Origin of the sequence: Streptococcus thalassemiae, from assembly GCF_903645285.1 — a bacterium.
GTDB lineage: Bacteria > Bacillota > Bacilli > Lactobacillales > Streptococcaceae > Streptococcus > Streptococcus thalassemiae.
Window position 1 is genome coordinate 394,311 of the sequence record NZ_CAHJXN010000002.1, and the last position, 14,443, is coordinate 408,753.

At 38.9% G+C, this 14,443-nt stretch carries 13 protein-coding genes; 1 reads left to right on the forward strand and 12 read right to left on the reverse strand.

The genetic code is table 11. The annotated features are described in order from the left end of the window. Positions 1–136: 136 nt before the first annotated feature. The gene (locus HWX15_RS10150; RefSeq protein WP_303048045.1) at positions 137–262 is read left to right on the forward strand and encodes a hypothetical protein; all 126 of its coding nucleotides are present in this window, start codon (positions 137–139) and stop codon (positions 260–262) included. 26 nt (positions 263–288) lie between these two features. On the opposite strand, the gene HWX15_RS04410 is transcribed toward HWX15_RS10150, so the two are convergent. From HWX15_RS04410 to HWX15_RS04465, 12 genes are all read right to left on the reverse strand, one after another. Then, entirely contained in the window at positions 289–1,173 is an 885-nt protein-coding gene (locus HWX15_RS04410) for an SPFH domain-containing protein (protein ID WP_050104214.1), read from the reverse strand. A gap of 1,816 nt (positions 1,174–2,989) precedes the next feature. After that, on the reverse strand, positions 2,990–4,495 hold the full coding sequence (gene adcA, locus HWX15_RS04415; protein ID WP_000724050.1) for a zinc ABC transporter substrate-binding lipoprotein AdcA: 1,506 nt from the start codon (positions 4,493–4,495) through the stop codon (positions 2,990–2,992). 9 nt (positions 4,496–4,504) lie between these two features. Then, complete coding sequence (locus HWX15_RS04420; RefSeq protein ID WP_049539418.1) at positions 4,505–5,311, reverse strand: metal ABC transporter permease; 807 nt, start codon at positions 5,309–5,311, stop codon at positions 4,505–4,507. Then, on the reverse strand, positions 5,304–6,008 hold the full coding sequence (locus tag HWX15_RS04425) for a metal ABC transporter ATP-binding protein (RefSeq protein ID WP_001269496.1): 705 nt from the start codon (positions 6,006–6,008) through the stop codon (positions 5,304–5,306). The genes HWX15_RS04420 and HWX15_RS04425 overlap by 8 nt, the downstream gene beginning before the upstream one ends. Beyond that, positions 6,008–6,448 carry a zinc-dependent transcriptional regulator AdcR gene (gene adcR, locus HWX15_RS04430; protein ID WP_001249308.1) on the reverse strand — a complete coding sequence of 147 codons (441 nt, stop codon included), beginning with the start codon at positions 6,446–6,448 and terminating at the stop codon, positions 6,008–6,010. Before adcR ends, HWX15_RS04425 begins: the two co-directional genes overlap by 1 nt. A gap of 152 nt (positions 6,449–6,600) precedes the next feature. Then, on the reverse strand, positions 6,601–7,869 hold the full coding sequence (gene dltD, locus HWX15_RS04435) for a D-alanyl-lipoteichoic acid biosynthesis protein DltD (RefSeq protein WP_175880390.1): 1,269 nt from the start codon (positions 7,867–7,869) through the stop codon (positions 6,601–6,603). Next, on the reverse strand, positions 7,862–8,101 hold the full coding sequence (gene dltC, locus HWX15_RS04440) for a D-alanine--poly(phosphoribitol) ligase subunit DltC (RefSeq protein ID WP_000351967.1): 240 nt from the start codon (positions 8,099–8,101) through the stop codon (positions 7,862–7,864). The genes dltD and dltC overlap by 8 nt, the downstream gene beginning before the upstream one ends. 13 nt (positions 8,102–8,114) lie before the next feature. Continuing rightward, positions 8,115–9,359 carry a D-alanyl-lipoteichoic acid biosynthesis protein DltB gene (dltB, locus tag HWX15_RS04445; RefSeq protein ID WP_175880391.1) on the reverse strand — a complete coding sequence of 415 codons (1,245 nt, stop codon included), beginning with the start codon at positions 9,357–9,359 and terminating at the stop codon, positions 8,115–8,117. Continuing rightward, positions 9,356–10,906, reverse strand: coding sequence for a D-alanine--poly(phosphoribitol) ligase subunit DltA (gene dltA / locus HWX15_RS04450; RefSeq protein WP_175880392.1), 1,551 nt, complete (start codon positions 10,904–10,906; stop codon positions 9,356–9,358). Before dltA ends, dltB begins: the two co-directional genes overlap by 4 nt. Before the next feature lie 20 nt (positions 10,907–10,926). Next, a complete protein-coding gene (locus HWX15_RS04455) occupies positions 10,927–11,058 on the reverse strand; it encodes a teichoic acid D-Ala incorporation-associated protein DltX (RefSeq protein ID WP_000813667.1) in 132 nt (43 codons plus the stop codon). Between the two features lie 312 nt (positions 11,059–11,370). Further along, positions 11,371–12,549 carry a ryptide export MFS transporter gene (locus tag HWX15_RS04460; RefSeq protein WP_050073591.1) on the reverse strand — a complete coding sequence of 393 codons (1,179 nt, stop codon included), beginning with the start codon at positions 12,547–12,549 and terminating at the stop codon, positions 11,371–11,373. 211 nt (positions 12,550–12,760) lie between these two features. Beyond that, on the reverse strand, positions 12,761–14,338 hold the full coding sequence (locus HWX15_RS04465; RefSeq protein WP_050073592.1) for an ATP-binding cassette domain-containing protein: 1,578 nt from the start codon (positions 14,336–14,338) through the stop codon (positions 12,761–12,763). Positions 14,339–14,443 lie beyond the last annotated feature (105 nt).

The following is a 14,443-nucleotide window of genomic DNA, read 5'->3' on the forward strand; positions in this document are numbered from 1 at the left end:
TTCTAGTTATTCCCTTATCATTCCAAGTTAAGGGAGACAACATACAATAATGTTTAGTTAAATGTATATCAATGTTCTTTGCTTTTCTTAACAAATGCAATACAAAAAGAGCCTGTTGCCAAGCTCTTTGTACTCAATGAAAATCAAAAAGCAAACTAGGAAGCTAGCCGCAGGTTGCTCAAAACACCGTTTTGAGGTAGTAGATAAGACTGACGAAGTCAGTTACATATATCTACGGCAAGGCGACGCTGACGTGGTTTGAAGAGATTTTCGAAGAGTATTAGTCTATTATTTCTTCTCAGCGCGAAGGGCTGACAAGATTTGTGTTCGGATATCATCCACACCATTTGGAGTATTTGGTAAAAAGATAGTTTGGTTTCCTTTAGAGGCAAAGGTATTCAAGGTATCCAAATACTGGTTGGTCAAGAGGATAGACATGATTTGTTCTTCTGTCATGCCAACATTGGCTTCCTTGAGTTCGGTGATAGACTCTGCCAATCCATCCACAATCGCCTTACGTTGTTGGGCAATCCCCACACCATGAAGGCGGTCTTTTTCTGCTTCGGCTTCAGCTGCAGTGACGATTTTAATCTTGTCAGCTTCTGCCAATTCTTGCGCTGCGACCCGCTTACGTTGCGCCGCATTGATTTCATTCATGGATTGCTTGACTTCTGCATCTGGCTCTACCTTAGTAATCAAGGTTTTCACAATAATATAACCGTAAGTAGTCATTTCTTCTGCTACTTGATGTTGAACTTCAAGGGCAATCTCATCTTTTTTCTCAAACAATTCATCCAAGGTTAATTTTGGAACAGAAGAGCGAAGGGCATCTTCAATATAAGATTTAATCTGAGATTCTGGACGCATGAGTTTATAGTAGGCATCTGTCACGCTCTGCTCATTAACACGGTACTGAGTCGCTACATTCATCATAACGAACACATTGTCCTTGGTCTTAGTCTCAACCACAATATCGCTTTGCAACAAGCGCAACTGAATCCGCGCTGCAATCGAGTCAATCCCAAAAGGCAAGCGAATATGAATACCGCTATTGGCAACCTTTTGGTATTTCCCAAAGCGTTCAATAATCGCCACCGACTGCTGACGAACCACATAAACTGTACTCAGTGTGACTATCAGCAATAGGAGCACACAAACAATCAGAAAAATCATGAAAAATATTGCCATAATGGAACCTCCACAAGTATTTTTCTAGTATTATAGCACATTTAAAGAAGGCTGTGCCGTTTTTACTGCGATTTTTCCTGAAATGTCAATAATTAGAGGTGAATTGTCACATTATCGTCTAATCTCTATCAATTTAAGTTACATATATTAGAAACCTTGCTCAGAATATTTCTAGCTCCGTTATTTATCCAAGTACTATCTGAACTTTTCAAGCTATGGCTAACTAAACAAAACAAATAACAGCTAACCCTTTAATAGGATAACAAAAACATCATTACAGTGAACCGCACTCCAATAGTTCAAGCATTAAGCAATGTTGATGATCTAAATTTAGTGTGGTATAATACCTTTGTCATCGGTTACCGATTACGTTCCTATGGGTTCGTGAGAGGAGGTGAAACTAATGAGCCTTATCATAGAGCTCGCTCTTACTATTATAGCGGATGTTATAGCTGGAATTATCTTATATTTCGTCTGCAGATGGCTAGATAGTAAGGAGTAGACCGAGTGACTAGCCTATAAACACCCGTTAAATCGCTAAGATACGTCAAAAAAGCCCTTAACTACGGCAATAGTTAGGGGCTTTGGTGTTCTAATGAACCTTATCAATTAACTATATTCTAGCATATAATCTACAATAGTTCAAGCATTAAGTGACCTTGATGATCTAAATTTAGTGTGGTATAATACTTTTGTCATCGGTTACCGATTACGTTCCTATGGGTTCGTGAGAGGAGGTGAAACTAATGAGCCTTATACCAGAGCTTGCTCTTACTATTATAGCAGATGTTATAGCTGGAATTATCTTGTATTTCGTCTGCAAATGGCTAGATGGTAAGAAGTAGACCGAATGACTAGCCTATCAACACCCGTTAAATCGCTAAGATACGTCAAAAAAGCCCTTAACTATGGCACTAGTTAGGGGCTTTGGTGTTCTAATGAACCTTATACACTAACTACATTCTAGCATATAAGTCCTAATATTTCAAGCATTAAGCAATGTTGATGATATAAATTTAATGTGATATACTATTTTTGTCATCGGTTACCGATTACGTTCCTTACGGTTCGTGAGAGGAGGTGAAACTAATGAACCTTGCCCCAGAGCTCGTTCTTACTATTGTAGCGGACGTCATAGCAGGAATTATCTTGTATTTCGTCTGCAAATGGCTAGATGGTAAGAAGTAGACCGAATGACTAGCCTGTAAACACCCGTTAAATCGCTAAGATACGTCAAAAAATCCCTTAACTACTGCAATAGTTAAGGGATTTGGTGTTCTAATGAACCTTGCCTATCGATTTTATTCTAACATACAGGTCCAAATATTTCAAGAGTTTTATTTATTATTTAAAATTCCTTAGTTCTGAAAGGTATTTGATTTTTCATCAATTCATTTAAAAATACTATACAAATTTCTTTATATTTTCCATAAGTGTGGTATAATGGACTCAATAAGATAACTTGTGAAGGATAAACGCTGGATCCCAGAATGGGGTAGACTGAAAGGTTGAGCATTCCTATGTGCCTGGGGTCATCTTTTTATTTTGATTTTTTAAGGCTCTCTACAAAGTTTAGAGGGTCTTTTTCTATTCCTGTAGAATATACCAAAACACCCCTTAACTATGGCAGTAGTTAGGGGGTAGTATTCTAATGAACCTTATCCGATAAAATCATTCTAACATATAAGCCCAGATATTTCAAGAGCTTTATTTATTGTTTAAAATTCTGAAAGGTCTATAATGAAGTTAGCCATCTAGTATCAAAAAACCGACTAGCTCCTATGAACTAATCGGTTTCTCATCAATGCGCCAACATTTCTTGGGCGATTTCTTGTCCAGATAGGTTATCTGGGTAATAGGTTGGCCAGTTATCCATTTCTTCAAAGAGGGCTTCTTGGCTTGTGCCTCCAAAGAAAATATGGAAATGTTCTGCCTTAACTGGGGCGATATTGTGGTCACTAAACTGAACATACTTGAACTGTCCAGCATCCGCATCTGTGGCTTCAAAGAGGAAGCGCACACCACGATTACCTTTCTTATAAGTCAAGATTTTCTTGCCGACATACTTGTAAGTGTATTTCTTACTTTGTCCACCTTGAACAAATTCCATAGTATTATCAGTAATGTTGATCTTAGTGACATCTGTCTGATAGCCTTTTGTATAGTAAGCCTTGTATTCAGCCTGAGTCATCTTACCAGTCAACTTAGCCTTGTAGTCAAAGACTTGGTCAAACGTACCATCTTCAAGGAAAGGATAAACTGATTGCCAGTTACCTGCATAGTCACTCAAGGTGCGATCCTTGACAGCTGCATCCTCGAAGTAACCATTTTGAACTGTTTTGGTATCCTCTGCCTTTTCAGGCTCGATTGCTGGGCCTTCTTGGTCTGTTGTTTGTTTCAAAGCTTTGAGGTTTTTCTCCATGATAGAGATATAATTTTCTCCCGCCTTGGTGTCCTCTTCTGTCAGACTTTCTAAAGGATTGAGGACATCTGTTTTGACACCTGCTTCTTTTGAAAGTGTGTTAGCAAGAGCTTGTGAAGCATTTTCTTCAAAGTAGATATAGGCAATTTTATTTTTCTTGACGTACTCTGTCAACTCTGCCAAACGAGCAGCTGATGGTTCTGCATCTGGAGAAAGACCTGAGATTGCGACTTGTTTGAGTCCATAGTCCAAAGCAAGATAGTTAAAGGCAGCGTGCTGAGTCACAAAGCTCTTTTGTTTGGCTTGAGACAAGCCTTCTGCATAAGCCTTATCCAAGGCTTGCAATTTTTCGATATAGGCAGCTGCGTTCTTTTCAAAGGTCTCTTTTTTATCAGGATAATCTGCTGACAAGCTATCACGGATGTGCTCTACAAGTTTAATGGCACGGACTGGTGATAACCAAACATGGGGGTCAAACTCATGGTGATGGCCTTCTTCTCCATGGTCATGGTCTCCCTCTTCTTCCTCACCACCTGGCAAGAGCAACATATCGCCTGTCGCCTTGATGGTTTTCACTTTTTTCTTATCCAAAGTATCTAGCAATTTAGGAACCCATGTTTCCATATTTTCATTTTCATAAACGAAGGTATCTGCGTCTTGGATTTTGGCAACTGCCTTGGCAGAGGGTTCATATTCATGGGGTTCTGTCCCAGCACCGATGAGGAGTTCTACATTAGCAGTATCTCCTGCGACTTGCTTGGTAAATTCATAGACAGGGTAAAAGGTTGTCACAATATTGAGTTTGCCATCTGCCTGCTTTTGATTGGAACAAGCCACTAAAAACAAGGCACATAGACTGGCTAGTAATAAGCTAATTTTTTTCATCTTAGTCTCCTATTTGATAAAACGTCTTACTAAACTAATTAGCAAGAAAACAGTTACAAAAATAATGGTAATACTTGCACTTGCAGGTGTTTCTGCATAGTAGGAAATGTAAAGTCCTGCTACCATTCCCAAAAATCCAATCGCACTGGCAAGCAGCATAACCGATTTAAAGTTTTTCCCCAGACGCAGGGCAATACTAGCTGGCAAGACCATAATGGTCGATACCAGAAGAGCTCCTGCAGCTGGAATCATAAGGGCAATAGCCACTCCTGTAACCATGTTAAAAAGAATAGACATGGTACGAACTGGCAAGCCATCCACAAAGGCCGTATCCTCATCAAAGGTCAGAATATACATTGGACGAAGGAAGAGGAAGGTCAAAATCAAGACAACCGCCGCAATGACAAAGAGGGAAAGCACCTGCTCCTCACTGATAGTCACTATTGAACCAAAAAGGTACTGGTCCAAACTCATTGAACTCGAGCTTTTACCCTTGCTCATGACAATCAGAGAAACAGCCAGACCTGTTGACATGAGGATAGCCGTCCCGATTTCCATAAAACTCTTGTAAACCGTACGGAGATACTCCAGAAAGACCGCCGCAATCAAGACAATGGCAATAGTGGAAATAGTCGGAGAAATCCCCAGAACCAGACCAAAGGCTACACCTGAAAGCGAGACGTGGCTGAGGGTATCACTCATCAAACTCTGACGGCGCAAGATAAGAAAGGTCCCCAATACCGGCGAGAAAAGACTCATGGCAATAACGGCCAGAAAGGCACGCTGCATAAAGTCATAAGATAATAAACTAAGCATGGCCCACCTCCTGATCATTCTCATGAACGTTGAAACAACGCCATGGCGAATCTTGGTTACGAACTAGATGAATATTGCGGTCCGCATAGTCCTTAACTTCTTCAGGGTCATGGGTAATCATCAAAACAGCCTTGCCATGATGATGGGCGCTGTGGTGCATAAGTTCGTAAAATTCATTTTTACTTCCTGCATCCATCCCCGTTGTCGGCTCATCTAGGATAAACACATCTGGATCCGAAGCAAACATACGGGCAATCACCGCTCGCTGCTTTTGTCCTCCAGATAGAGACCCCAAGCGTTTGTCTCGGTGTTCCCACATACCAACTGAGTCCAGACTGGCCTTGATATGCTCCTCATCATGAGCATTCAAACGACGGAACCAACCTTTTCGCGGATAGCGACCCGACTTGACAAATTCATAAACCGTACTTGGAAAACCAGCATTAAAACTGGCAATCTGTTGAGGAAGGTAAGCTATTCTCAATTTCTTACCCTGCGTATTTGTCTTTGAAATGGTCACCTTACCTATGCGTGGTTGGAGGATACCAAGACTGGCCTTGATGAGTGTCGTCTTAGCTGCCCCATTTTCCCCCGTTAAGGTAACAAATTCCCCACTATCAACACTATAATTGATATGTTCAAGAACTGGCTCCTTATCATAATAGAAGGATAAATCCTCTACCGTAATATATCTCATTATTTGATTTCTCCTACTAAAGCAGTCAAAAACCGCTGAATCACTTTTTGTTCATTTGGAGTAAACTGAGTCGCCACTTGTTCATAGGTTAAAAGTGTATGCTCATGGTGATGGTGGTGCTCCTCAGCAATTGGACGAGCCAAATCAGTCAACTGATAAAAAATCACACGCGCATCCTTAGGATCCTTGGATGTTTCCAACATCCCTTCCTTGACCAAAGACTTAATAGCTTTGGTAACTGCCGCCTGACTGACATTGAGGCGACGAGCCAATTCTGAATTGGTTAAAGATTCCTCTGACAAGAGCATGAGGATATGCTCCTGGGTATTGGTAAGAGCCACCTCGCTAGTGCAATGACCTATTAGAATTTCATGCTGATTTTCCGCCTGCAAAATTACCTCATTCAAAAAAGCATCGATATCCTTCGCTAGCTGTCTCATATCTGACTCCTTTCCTTTTGAACTTCTCTTTTTTAAGAGAAAAATACTATTCTGTAGAATTTTATTTACCAGTTAATTATATCACAAGCAAAAAAAGAGTCAAGAAAAAACGTAAAAATCGGCTTCATTCTTGAACTCTTCTATATTATGATCTATTGAAAGTCCTTGATATCTCCATCGTATGTCGCCCAATCTTTGCTGAAAAAGCGCTCATTCAGATGGTAAGTCGGAGCTGGTGTGGGATTGGATAGGAAAGGATCAACTGCCTTGTCAAAAGCCAACCAACCCAACCAACCAAGGTGAATGGTGTCCTTCATAAAGAATGGCTCCCCGCCGTCCTTAGAAAAATCTGCGATATTGTTAAACCCTTGACTTTCTAACTGATAGCGAATCTTCTGCACCGTCTGTTGGTACATGTCCTCTCGTAAACCAGCATAATCCATCCATTTTTTGTTAACAGGTGGAATGATAAAAATTGGGTTTACCTTAGATTTAGAAAACTGTGTTAAAACCAACTGCAGGTCATTATATTCTGGCGATTTGAGGTAGGTGAAGTTTTTCTGAGAATCCTTTAATTTCTTCAAATCCTTCTTGATCTGCTTACTATAGAAATCATTCTCCATTCCCAGATCATTATTGGAAGTATTTTTTTCAGCATCTGCTTTAACAATATCTTCTATGGCTTGATAAGAAAACTGATCTGGCAAGGTCTTTAAATACTTAGCTACATGCTTCTCGTAGTTGATATAGCCTCTAACCGAAAACTGACCAAAAAAGGAAGCTTGGCGTTCATTAAACCGAGCCAATAATTCAATCATTTCATTGTCTGCCGTCGACAATTCTTCTTTACTTGCCAACTTCTGAACCAAATCCTTCATAGCTACGTTTGGGAACTGCTGCAGTAAGCGAGTCGCTGCATATTGACTAGCCTGATCTCCAGATTGATGTTCCAGAAAACTGGTCAACTGGTCTCCATTAAAATACTGCTGAAAGGCTGCTGGCTCATAGCCATTTTTACTGAACCACTGGGGCGAGATAACATACACAACTTGTTTATTCTCTAGCTGTGGCAACATCTGTTGCATTCCAAAATACTGATTGAGCGATGCAGCTCCCCTCTGTCCTAAAAGATAAGGACGGTAGGAGCGATTGTATTTCTCAGCTAATACCGCAGGATGAGCACCGTCAAAACGAAGCCATTCACTAGAACCAAAGAAGGGAACAAAACGCATATTTGGATCAGATAGTGCTCTGACCTTTTGACTTCGCTCCTTAAAACTATCGATAGTAGTAGCCACTGCTGAACGCTTTTCAGCTCCTAGATTATGACGCATCTCAGTAGGATAAAAGAAGATGAGCAGAAAAACCAACAAACCAGCTATCAAGACCGGTCCGAAGATCATCCATAAGCGTTTAAGCATTTTGTAGCTCCACAATACCAGCTATGATTTTATTAGCTGTATTCCAGTCATCGCGACCAAACTCTGTCACAGGGACACGAATGTCAAAACGGTTCTCAATCTCCACAATCAACTCAACCGTTCCCATACTATCCAAGACACCTGCATCAAAAAGATCTTCATCCATCATGTCAGAAACATCTTCCATAAATAACTCATCAATAATTTCGATAACTTCTGATTTGATATCCATATTTTACTTCCTTTTATTTTTTAAACCATAAATCATTCAAAAATCCAGAAAAGATCAAGAATGACAGCATGACGACATGGAAGGTGACAACCATGCCAAGCAACTGCATCCAGCGATTCTCAGGTAGAGCAGCTTTCCCTGCTTTTTTCCGTTCCTTATTGAGCGTTTTTTTCTTGCGAATCCAAGCGTCATTGATGACCAAGCCCAGTCCATGAAAGAGTCCATAGGCGATATAGTACCAAGTCACTCCATGCCAAAATCCCATAATCAGCATATTGACAATATAAGCTACGCTTGAGGTTACATTGCGATTTTTAAAGACCTTCTTTCTGGTCAATACCATGACCATTCGCATAAAGACAAAGTCACGGAACCAGAAGGACAGACTCATATGCCAACGATTCCAAAATTCCTTCAAATCCCTTGATAAAAAGGGCTTATTAAAGTTGATAGGGCTACGAATTCCCATCAAATTTGAAATGGCTAAGGCAAACATAGAGTAACCTGCAAAGTCAAAGAAAAGCTCCAGACCAAAGGTATACATAACTGCCAAGGCATAGAGGTTAAAGAAGCCACCTGACTGCAGGGCTAGATTCTTCAGAGGAGGGAGTAAGGTCTCTCCTAAAACATGAGCTAGGATAAACTTATACAAAAATCCCCACATGATATAGCGAACAGATTCATCCAGCATATCCATCAACTCATCCCGCTCAGGAATGGTCTGATAATTTTCATTAAAACGCTTAAAGCGATCGATTGGACCACTTGAAAAAGTCGGCATGAAGAGAAGGAAACGTAGGAATTCCCAGAGGGTAAAATCCTTAATCACTCCATCTCTCAGCTCGATGATGATCCCAACCGAACGAAAGGTCAGGTAAGAAATTCCCAAGAATCCAAGCAAAGACTGTGTTCCATTGATAGCTGGCTGCACCTTGACAAAGATAATGGGAAGGAGGGACAGAAAGCTAACTAGGTAGAAGACCCACTTACTATCCTTACTTTTTCGATAATGCTTGTAGAAGAGTACGAGCAATATTTCCCAGCAAAGATAAATACCTAAAGCAGCCAATTGATTAGTCTTCCCACCTACCAACATGGTGACGATAAAGAAAAGACTAACCAGCACTTCATACCAGGCAAAGCGTTTCTTGAAAAAGAGACCGATAAAGATGGGCAAGGTTGCAGCAATCACATAAACAAAATACTGAGGATTGCCGTATGGCTCTAAATGAGGAAGCTGTTGAAAGAACTCCATCATCTCTTATTCACCTCGTTAATCAATCCTTTGATGTCAATTTTTCCATTTGGAGTCAGTGGCAAACTGTCTCGATAAAGGAATTTAGACGGCATCATGTAGGACATCATGATATCTGTTAAATCTTCCTTGATAGCCTTGGTAATATCAATATCTCGCTCAAACTGCTCACGAACACCGTCTTTCAAGATGACATAAGCCAATAGATTTTGCACCTTGTGGTCTTTATTATAACGTGGCACAGCTACAGCAGACTCGATAAAGCGAGACTTATTGAGGTTTTGAGAGACATCTTCTAGCTCAATTCGGTAACCGTTGAACTTAATCTGGAAGTCCATGCGTCCGCCGTAGAGAAGTAAGCCTTCATCTGTCATAGTTCCCACATCTCCTGTGTGATAGGCTGGCAGACCTTCAAACTCAAAGAAGGCTTCTGCTGTTTTTTCAGGATTGTTCATATAACCTTTTGAAACAGCTGGTCCTGACACAATGATTTCTCCCTGTTCGCCATTTGGCAATTTATTGCCTTCCTCGTCAATGATAAAGGTTGGAGAATCAGCCTTGGTATAGCCGATTGGTAGGCGTTTGAGAGTCGCTAGCATCTCGCCTGTCACAGCAACTGCTGACAGGGCTACTGTCGCTTCTGTTGGGCCGTAGGCATTGATAATATGGGCATTCGGGAAACGCTCACGTAGTTTTTGAGCCGTTTTGACCGTCAATTCTTCGCCATCAAAGTAGAAATGCGTGATTCCAGGCATTTTCTCACTATTAAAGTCTTCTGACAACATGGCCATATCCGCAAAAGAAGGCGTTGATGTCCAGATAGCGATTGGCAATGAAAAGATGGTCGCAAAGAGTTGCTTAAAGTCCTGAGTAATAGCTGAAGGAAGAGCGAAGAGCGTACCACCTAGTGCCAAGGTCGGAGCCCAGTACATGACAGACAGGTCAAAAGAATAAGGTGGCTGAGCCAGCATTTGCGGACGACTTGGCGTCGCAAATTCCTTGTCCGTAATCATCCAGTTGGTAAAGCTGAGGAGATTATCATGTGAAATCTGCACTCCCTTTGGCTTACCAGTCGTACCAGAAGTAAAGATGATGTAGTAATTATCATCTCCCTTGACTGGATGCGTGATCTCATAGTTATTCCCCTGAGCAAAGGCTTCTTGAACCTGAGCTAGAGTCATCATCGGTGTAGAAACCTGCTCCAATGGAAAGTCTGAGATGGCAATAATCAAGCTTGGCTCTGCCACTTCTAAAATAGCTGAAACTCGCTCCAAGGCCGAATGGCTATCAATTGGAATGTAGGCGTGACCTGACTTAGTCAGCGCTACAAAAGTTGCCAACATGTCATATTCTTGGCCACCAAAAACAACCACAGGAGACTTCTCAGGCAAGCCTAGTTGGTCAATGGCTGTAGCTAAACTATCCGAATTAGCCTTTAAATCTCCATAAGTGTGTTCCTGACCCAAAACATTATAAACAGGATAGCTAGGCTGGGTCTGAGCAAAATGCTCAATGGTTTCAATCATATCTACTATTGGTTTATTTGACACAATAGGAATTCTCCTTCAAGTTAAAATTCATTATAGATAAAGCTTCCTTGACCTTGACCAAGATAGCTAAAGAAGTAAAGCAGCCCTAGAAAGATAAGAAAATACAAGGCTGTCCGACCAAGAAAGAGGTACAATTCTTTTCTCTGTTTCATCAAGAAAAACCATTCATTTCTGTAATTTTTCGCTAAAATAAGAGTGATTCTTACTAGCTTATTTTTCTACCATTGTACCACTTTATATAGTATTTTTTCAATTGTTTACCGTATGTTTTCAATAGATTTCAGCTTATTTTAAGAATTATACGGTTTTTCTATGAATATTTCAAATAGAGTGATCCTGGGCAAAAACTCAATTTTAAGAGAAAATGAAGTAAATCTTTCCATAATAAAACGCACAATATCAAGTTTTTTCAACACCTGATACTATGCGCTTTTCTAATTTTTCAAGACTTTTTAACCAGTCTCTCATTTAAAATAATCTCGTCTGATATAAATTAAAATAGCTTCTATCATCAGACAAATGGCTGATAGCCAAAAACTGATACTAATACCAAAAGTCTCAGTAATATAGCTCATTAGCAAAACAAATACTGAAAATGATAGTATCGAAATCACTTCAAGAACGGAATAGACATTAACCAAATGATTTTCCTCTACTGTTTCCTGAAGAAATACACTTTCAGGAACTTCTTTTAGCTGCGATAACATACCAACTAAAGCTGAAAATAATAAAAACATCTGTGCGTTTGGAAAATATAGAATAGTCAGTGTCACTATTGCCATAGCTACAAGAGGAAAAAGAATACTTTCCCATTTAGCAGCAAGGAACTTTTCAGAAAGCCTAAAAGCAATTAAGCCACTAATTATAATACCAATAGAGTATGCTGTATTAGAATATCCCCAGTAACTTTCCGTTTTATTTAATAACTCAGTTACAAAAACAAGTATAATGGAAGAAACCCAAATCGTATTTGAAAAAATTTCCAATAAATTTGCTGATACAAAAAGTCTTAATCTCGGATCTCTAGCAACTAACTTCCAACCTTTGAGCAAAATTTCAAGATTTGTCTCTGACTCTAGCACCTCCACTTCAGCCTTAGGAAGAAATAACATCAGAAAGCTAGAAATGATATACAAGATTAAAATGATAAACGTGGTAGGTAAGAGACCAATTGTTGCAAACAAGAGTCCACCTAATCCCCAACCCACCAATTGAACAGCTTCACCACTCATTGATAAGGCTGAATTAGCCTTGCCCAAATCGGTCGCATAGCGTGGCACAATAGCATAGGAAACAGGTGCTGCAAAACCATCTAATATTGAAATTGCAACAACAAATAGATAGGTTACCAAAGGCGCTACGGATTGCATTACGGTAAACATTCCTACCAGTATCGCCAATAATATAGTCTTTCCAAATTGGGATAAAAATAAAACTCTATTTAGCGCTATCCTTTTAGTAACTAAAGGAACTAAAAGACTCGCAACAAAAGAGGATATCCCTATTAAAATGGGAACTAGTGATGTGGCAATTACTGATTTTGAAATAATGTATATGTTAGCAATGATTGTTACTCTAAAGAAAATATCTGCTAAATTTGCAAACAATTGAGAGACTAACAACTTGACAAATGAATTAGACATGTAGCGCTCCTATAACATAAAAATATTTAACTGATAAATGGTATAGTAGACTTTGTTTGATAACTATTTGACACAAGATTAGGTGGTCAGAAATTGAATTTTTAGCATTCCAACTTAGTCATCGTTTTTAGTTTTCATATCTTTAAATCAGCTAAAATAACCCACAATACGGCATATATATTATTGCTAGCAAGATGCTGAACAAGTCTATTTATTTTATTCTATATTTTCCCAAATCAATTACTTGATTATAAACTGTTTCTGAATCAATATGATGAGCAACTTCAATCAAAATGATAGGCAACTGCAAAAGTAACTGGCGCACTTGATATGCATTGTCCTTGTCTAAGGATGATGTAACCTCATCCGCCAACACAATGTCTTTTTGTCGAAGCAGACAGCGAACTAATTCAAGTCGTAAACGTTGTCCGCCTGAAATGTTTTCTCCATTATTTATCAGTTGATAATCCAAGATATTGGTGATTTCATTCGTTAATCCAACTTGTTCTAGGCAACAGAGTAATTCTTTATCTGAAATCTCCTGTCCTAATGTTAAATTTTCTCGGATTGTCCCATGTCTGAAAAATGGATTCTGAGAGATATAAGCGACATTCCCTTGATAATGAGTAAATTCTCGACCTGATTTATCACGTACGATAATTCTACCACTATTCGGACTTATCTTTCCTGCTACCAACTGTAGGAGAGTTGACTTTCCGGTACCACTAGCTCCCTTTATTAAAACTTTACTCGGCTTAGTTAATCTAAGTGACAAATCATAAAAGAGCACTTGCTCTCCAACCTGTTTTGAAACACCCTCCAAAACTAGCTCAGCTAAAGATTCGACTGTCGGATATGATGTTTCTAAACAAGATTCTTCCAATAATGAAAATATTTTTTCTTTCACTGTTTGCGATCGCTGTATATCAGATATGCTATACATAATTCTTTGAATAGGTCCGCTAAGATTCATTGTAGCTATATACATAGAGACCAAACTAGCTGTTGTTAACTCTATACCACTCTTTTGTAATAAAAGACCAAGTGCAAGAGGTAGTACCTGACTAAGGAATTCTAAAGGACCATTGAAAAAATAAACGACATTGCTAGTCCATTCATTTTTCCAACGAGCATTCTCGTAACACTCGTTGTTTTTTCTCATCTTAGCAAAGTTTTCTTTACTAGCGCCATAAAAATATATCGTATCTGCTCCCTTGAAAAAATCTCCTACAGATAGATGAAAAGCTTTTTGCATTTCCGAAAAATTTGCACCACTTTTCATTAAACGATTATTCATTACCCATTGAGGTAATGGTCGAAGAAAAGAGAACACGATAAAAACAATACCAAGCCAAAAATTTTGCACCAAAATAAAAACAATCGTTGTACAAAGTATAAAAACTCTTCCAACTATCATATCCAAGGGTAAAAAGAAGCGATTATAGAGCAGTTCCATATCTTGTGTAACAATTGAAACTTTTTCATCATATACAAAGTTTTCTTTCAAAAATAATTTCTTAATAAGCTGATCTTTTAAACGAATTTGAAGATGACGTTGCAGATTATTACTAACAAAATTTGCTAGCAACATCGTGCTATAAAAAAACAGGTGTAAACACAGACCGTATAAAACAAAGTATGAAATTGTACCAATTGTAAGTTGCTCTTCACGAATATTCAATAGCTTATCCAATAACAATGGCTTTATTAGAGCCATTCCGCTATTCAAAAGCACTCCTATTAAAAAATAGATAAAAATATTAGTTTTAATGTATTTTAGAAATTTCATAAATAAGCCTATCTAAAAGAAAGCGAATAGATATAAAAGCCTCAGTCTAAAAGTTATAAACAAATTAACTCCAACTGAGACTATACAATAATTTAATTAACCTAT

Bases quoted from the DNA above. Each gene is read 5' to 3' on its own strand.
- HWX15_RS10150 (WP_303048045.1), top strand. From the start codon at position 137: ATGAAAATCAAAAAGCAAACTAGGAAGCTAGCCGCAGGTTGCTCAAAA.
- HWX15_RS04410 (WP_050104214.1), bottom strand. From the start codon at position 1,173: ATGATTTTTCTGATTGTTTGTGTGCTCCTATTGCTGATAGTCACACTG.
- adcA (WP_000724050.1), bottom strand. From the start codon at position 4,495: ATGAAAAAAATTAGCTTATTACTAGCCAGTCTATGTGCCTTGTTTTTA.
- HWX15_RS04420 (WP_049539418.1), bottom strand. From the start codon at position 5,311: ATGCTTAGTTTATTATCTTATGACTTTATGCAGCGTGCCTTTCTGGCC.
- HWX15_RS04425 (WP_001269496.1), bottom strand. From the start codon at position 6,008: ATGAGATATATTACGGTAGAGGATTTATCCTTCTATTATGATAAGGAG.
- adcR (WP_001249308.1), bottom strand. From the start codon at position 6,448: ATGAGACAGCTAGCGAAGGATATCGATGCTTTTTTGAATGAGGTAATT.
- dltD (WP_175880390.1), bottom strand. From the start codon at position 7,869: ATGCTTAAACGCTTATGGATGATCTTCGGACCGGTCTTGATAGCTGGT.
- dltC (WP_000351967.1), bottom strand. From the start codon at position 8,101: ATGGATATCAAATCAGAAGTTATCGAAATTATTGATGAGTTATTTATG.
- dltB (WP_175880391.1), bottom strand. From the start codon at position 9,359: ATGATGGAGTTCTTTCAACAGCTTCCTCATTTAGAGCCATACGGCAAT.
- HWX15_RS04455 (WP_000813667.1), bottom strand. From the start codon at position 11,058: ATGAAACAGAGAAAAGAATTGTACCTCTTTCTTGGTCGGACAGCCTTG.
- HWX15_RS04460 (WP_050073591.1), bottom strand. From the start codon at position 12,549: ATGTCTAATTCATTTGTCAAGTTGTTAGTCTCTCAATTGTTTGCAAAT.
- HWX15_RS04465 (WP_050073592.1), bottom strand. From the start codon at position 14,338: ATGAAATTTCTAAAATACATTAAAACTAATATTTTTATCTATTTTTTA.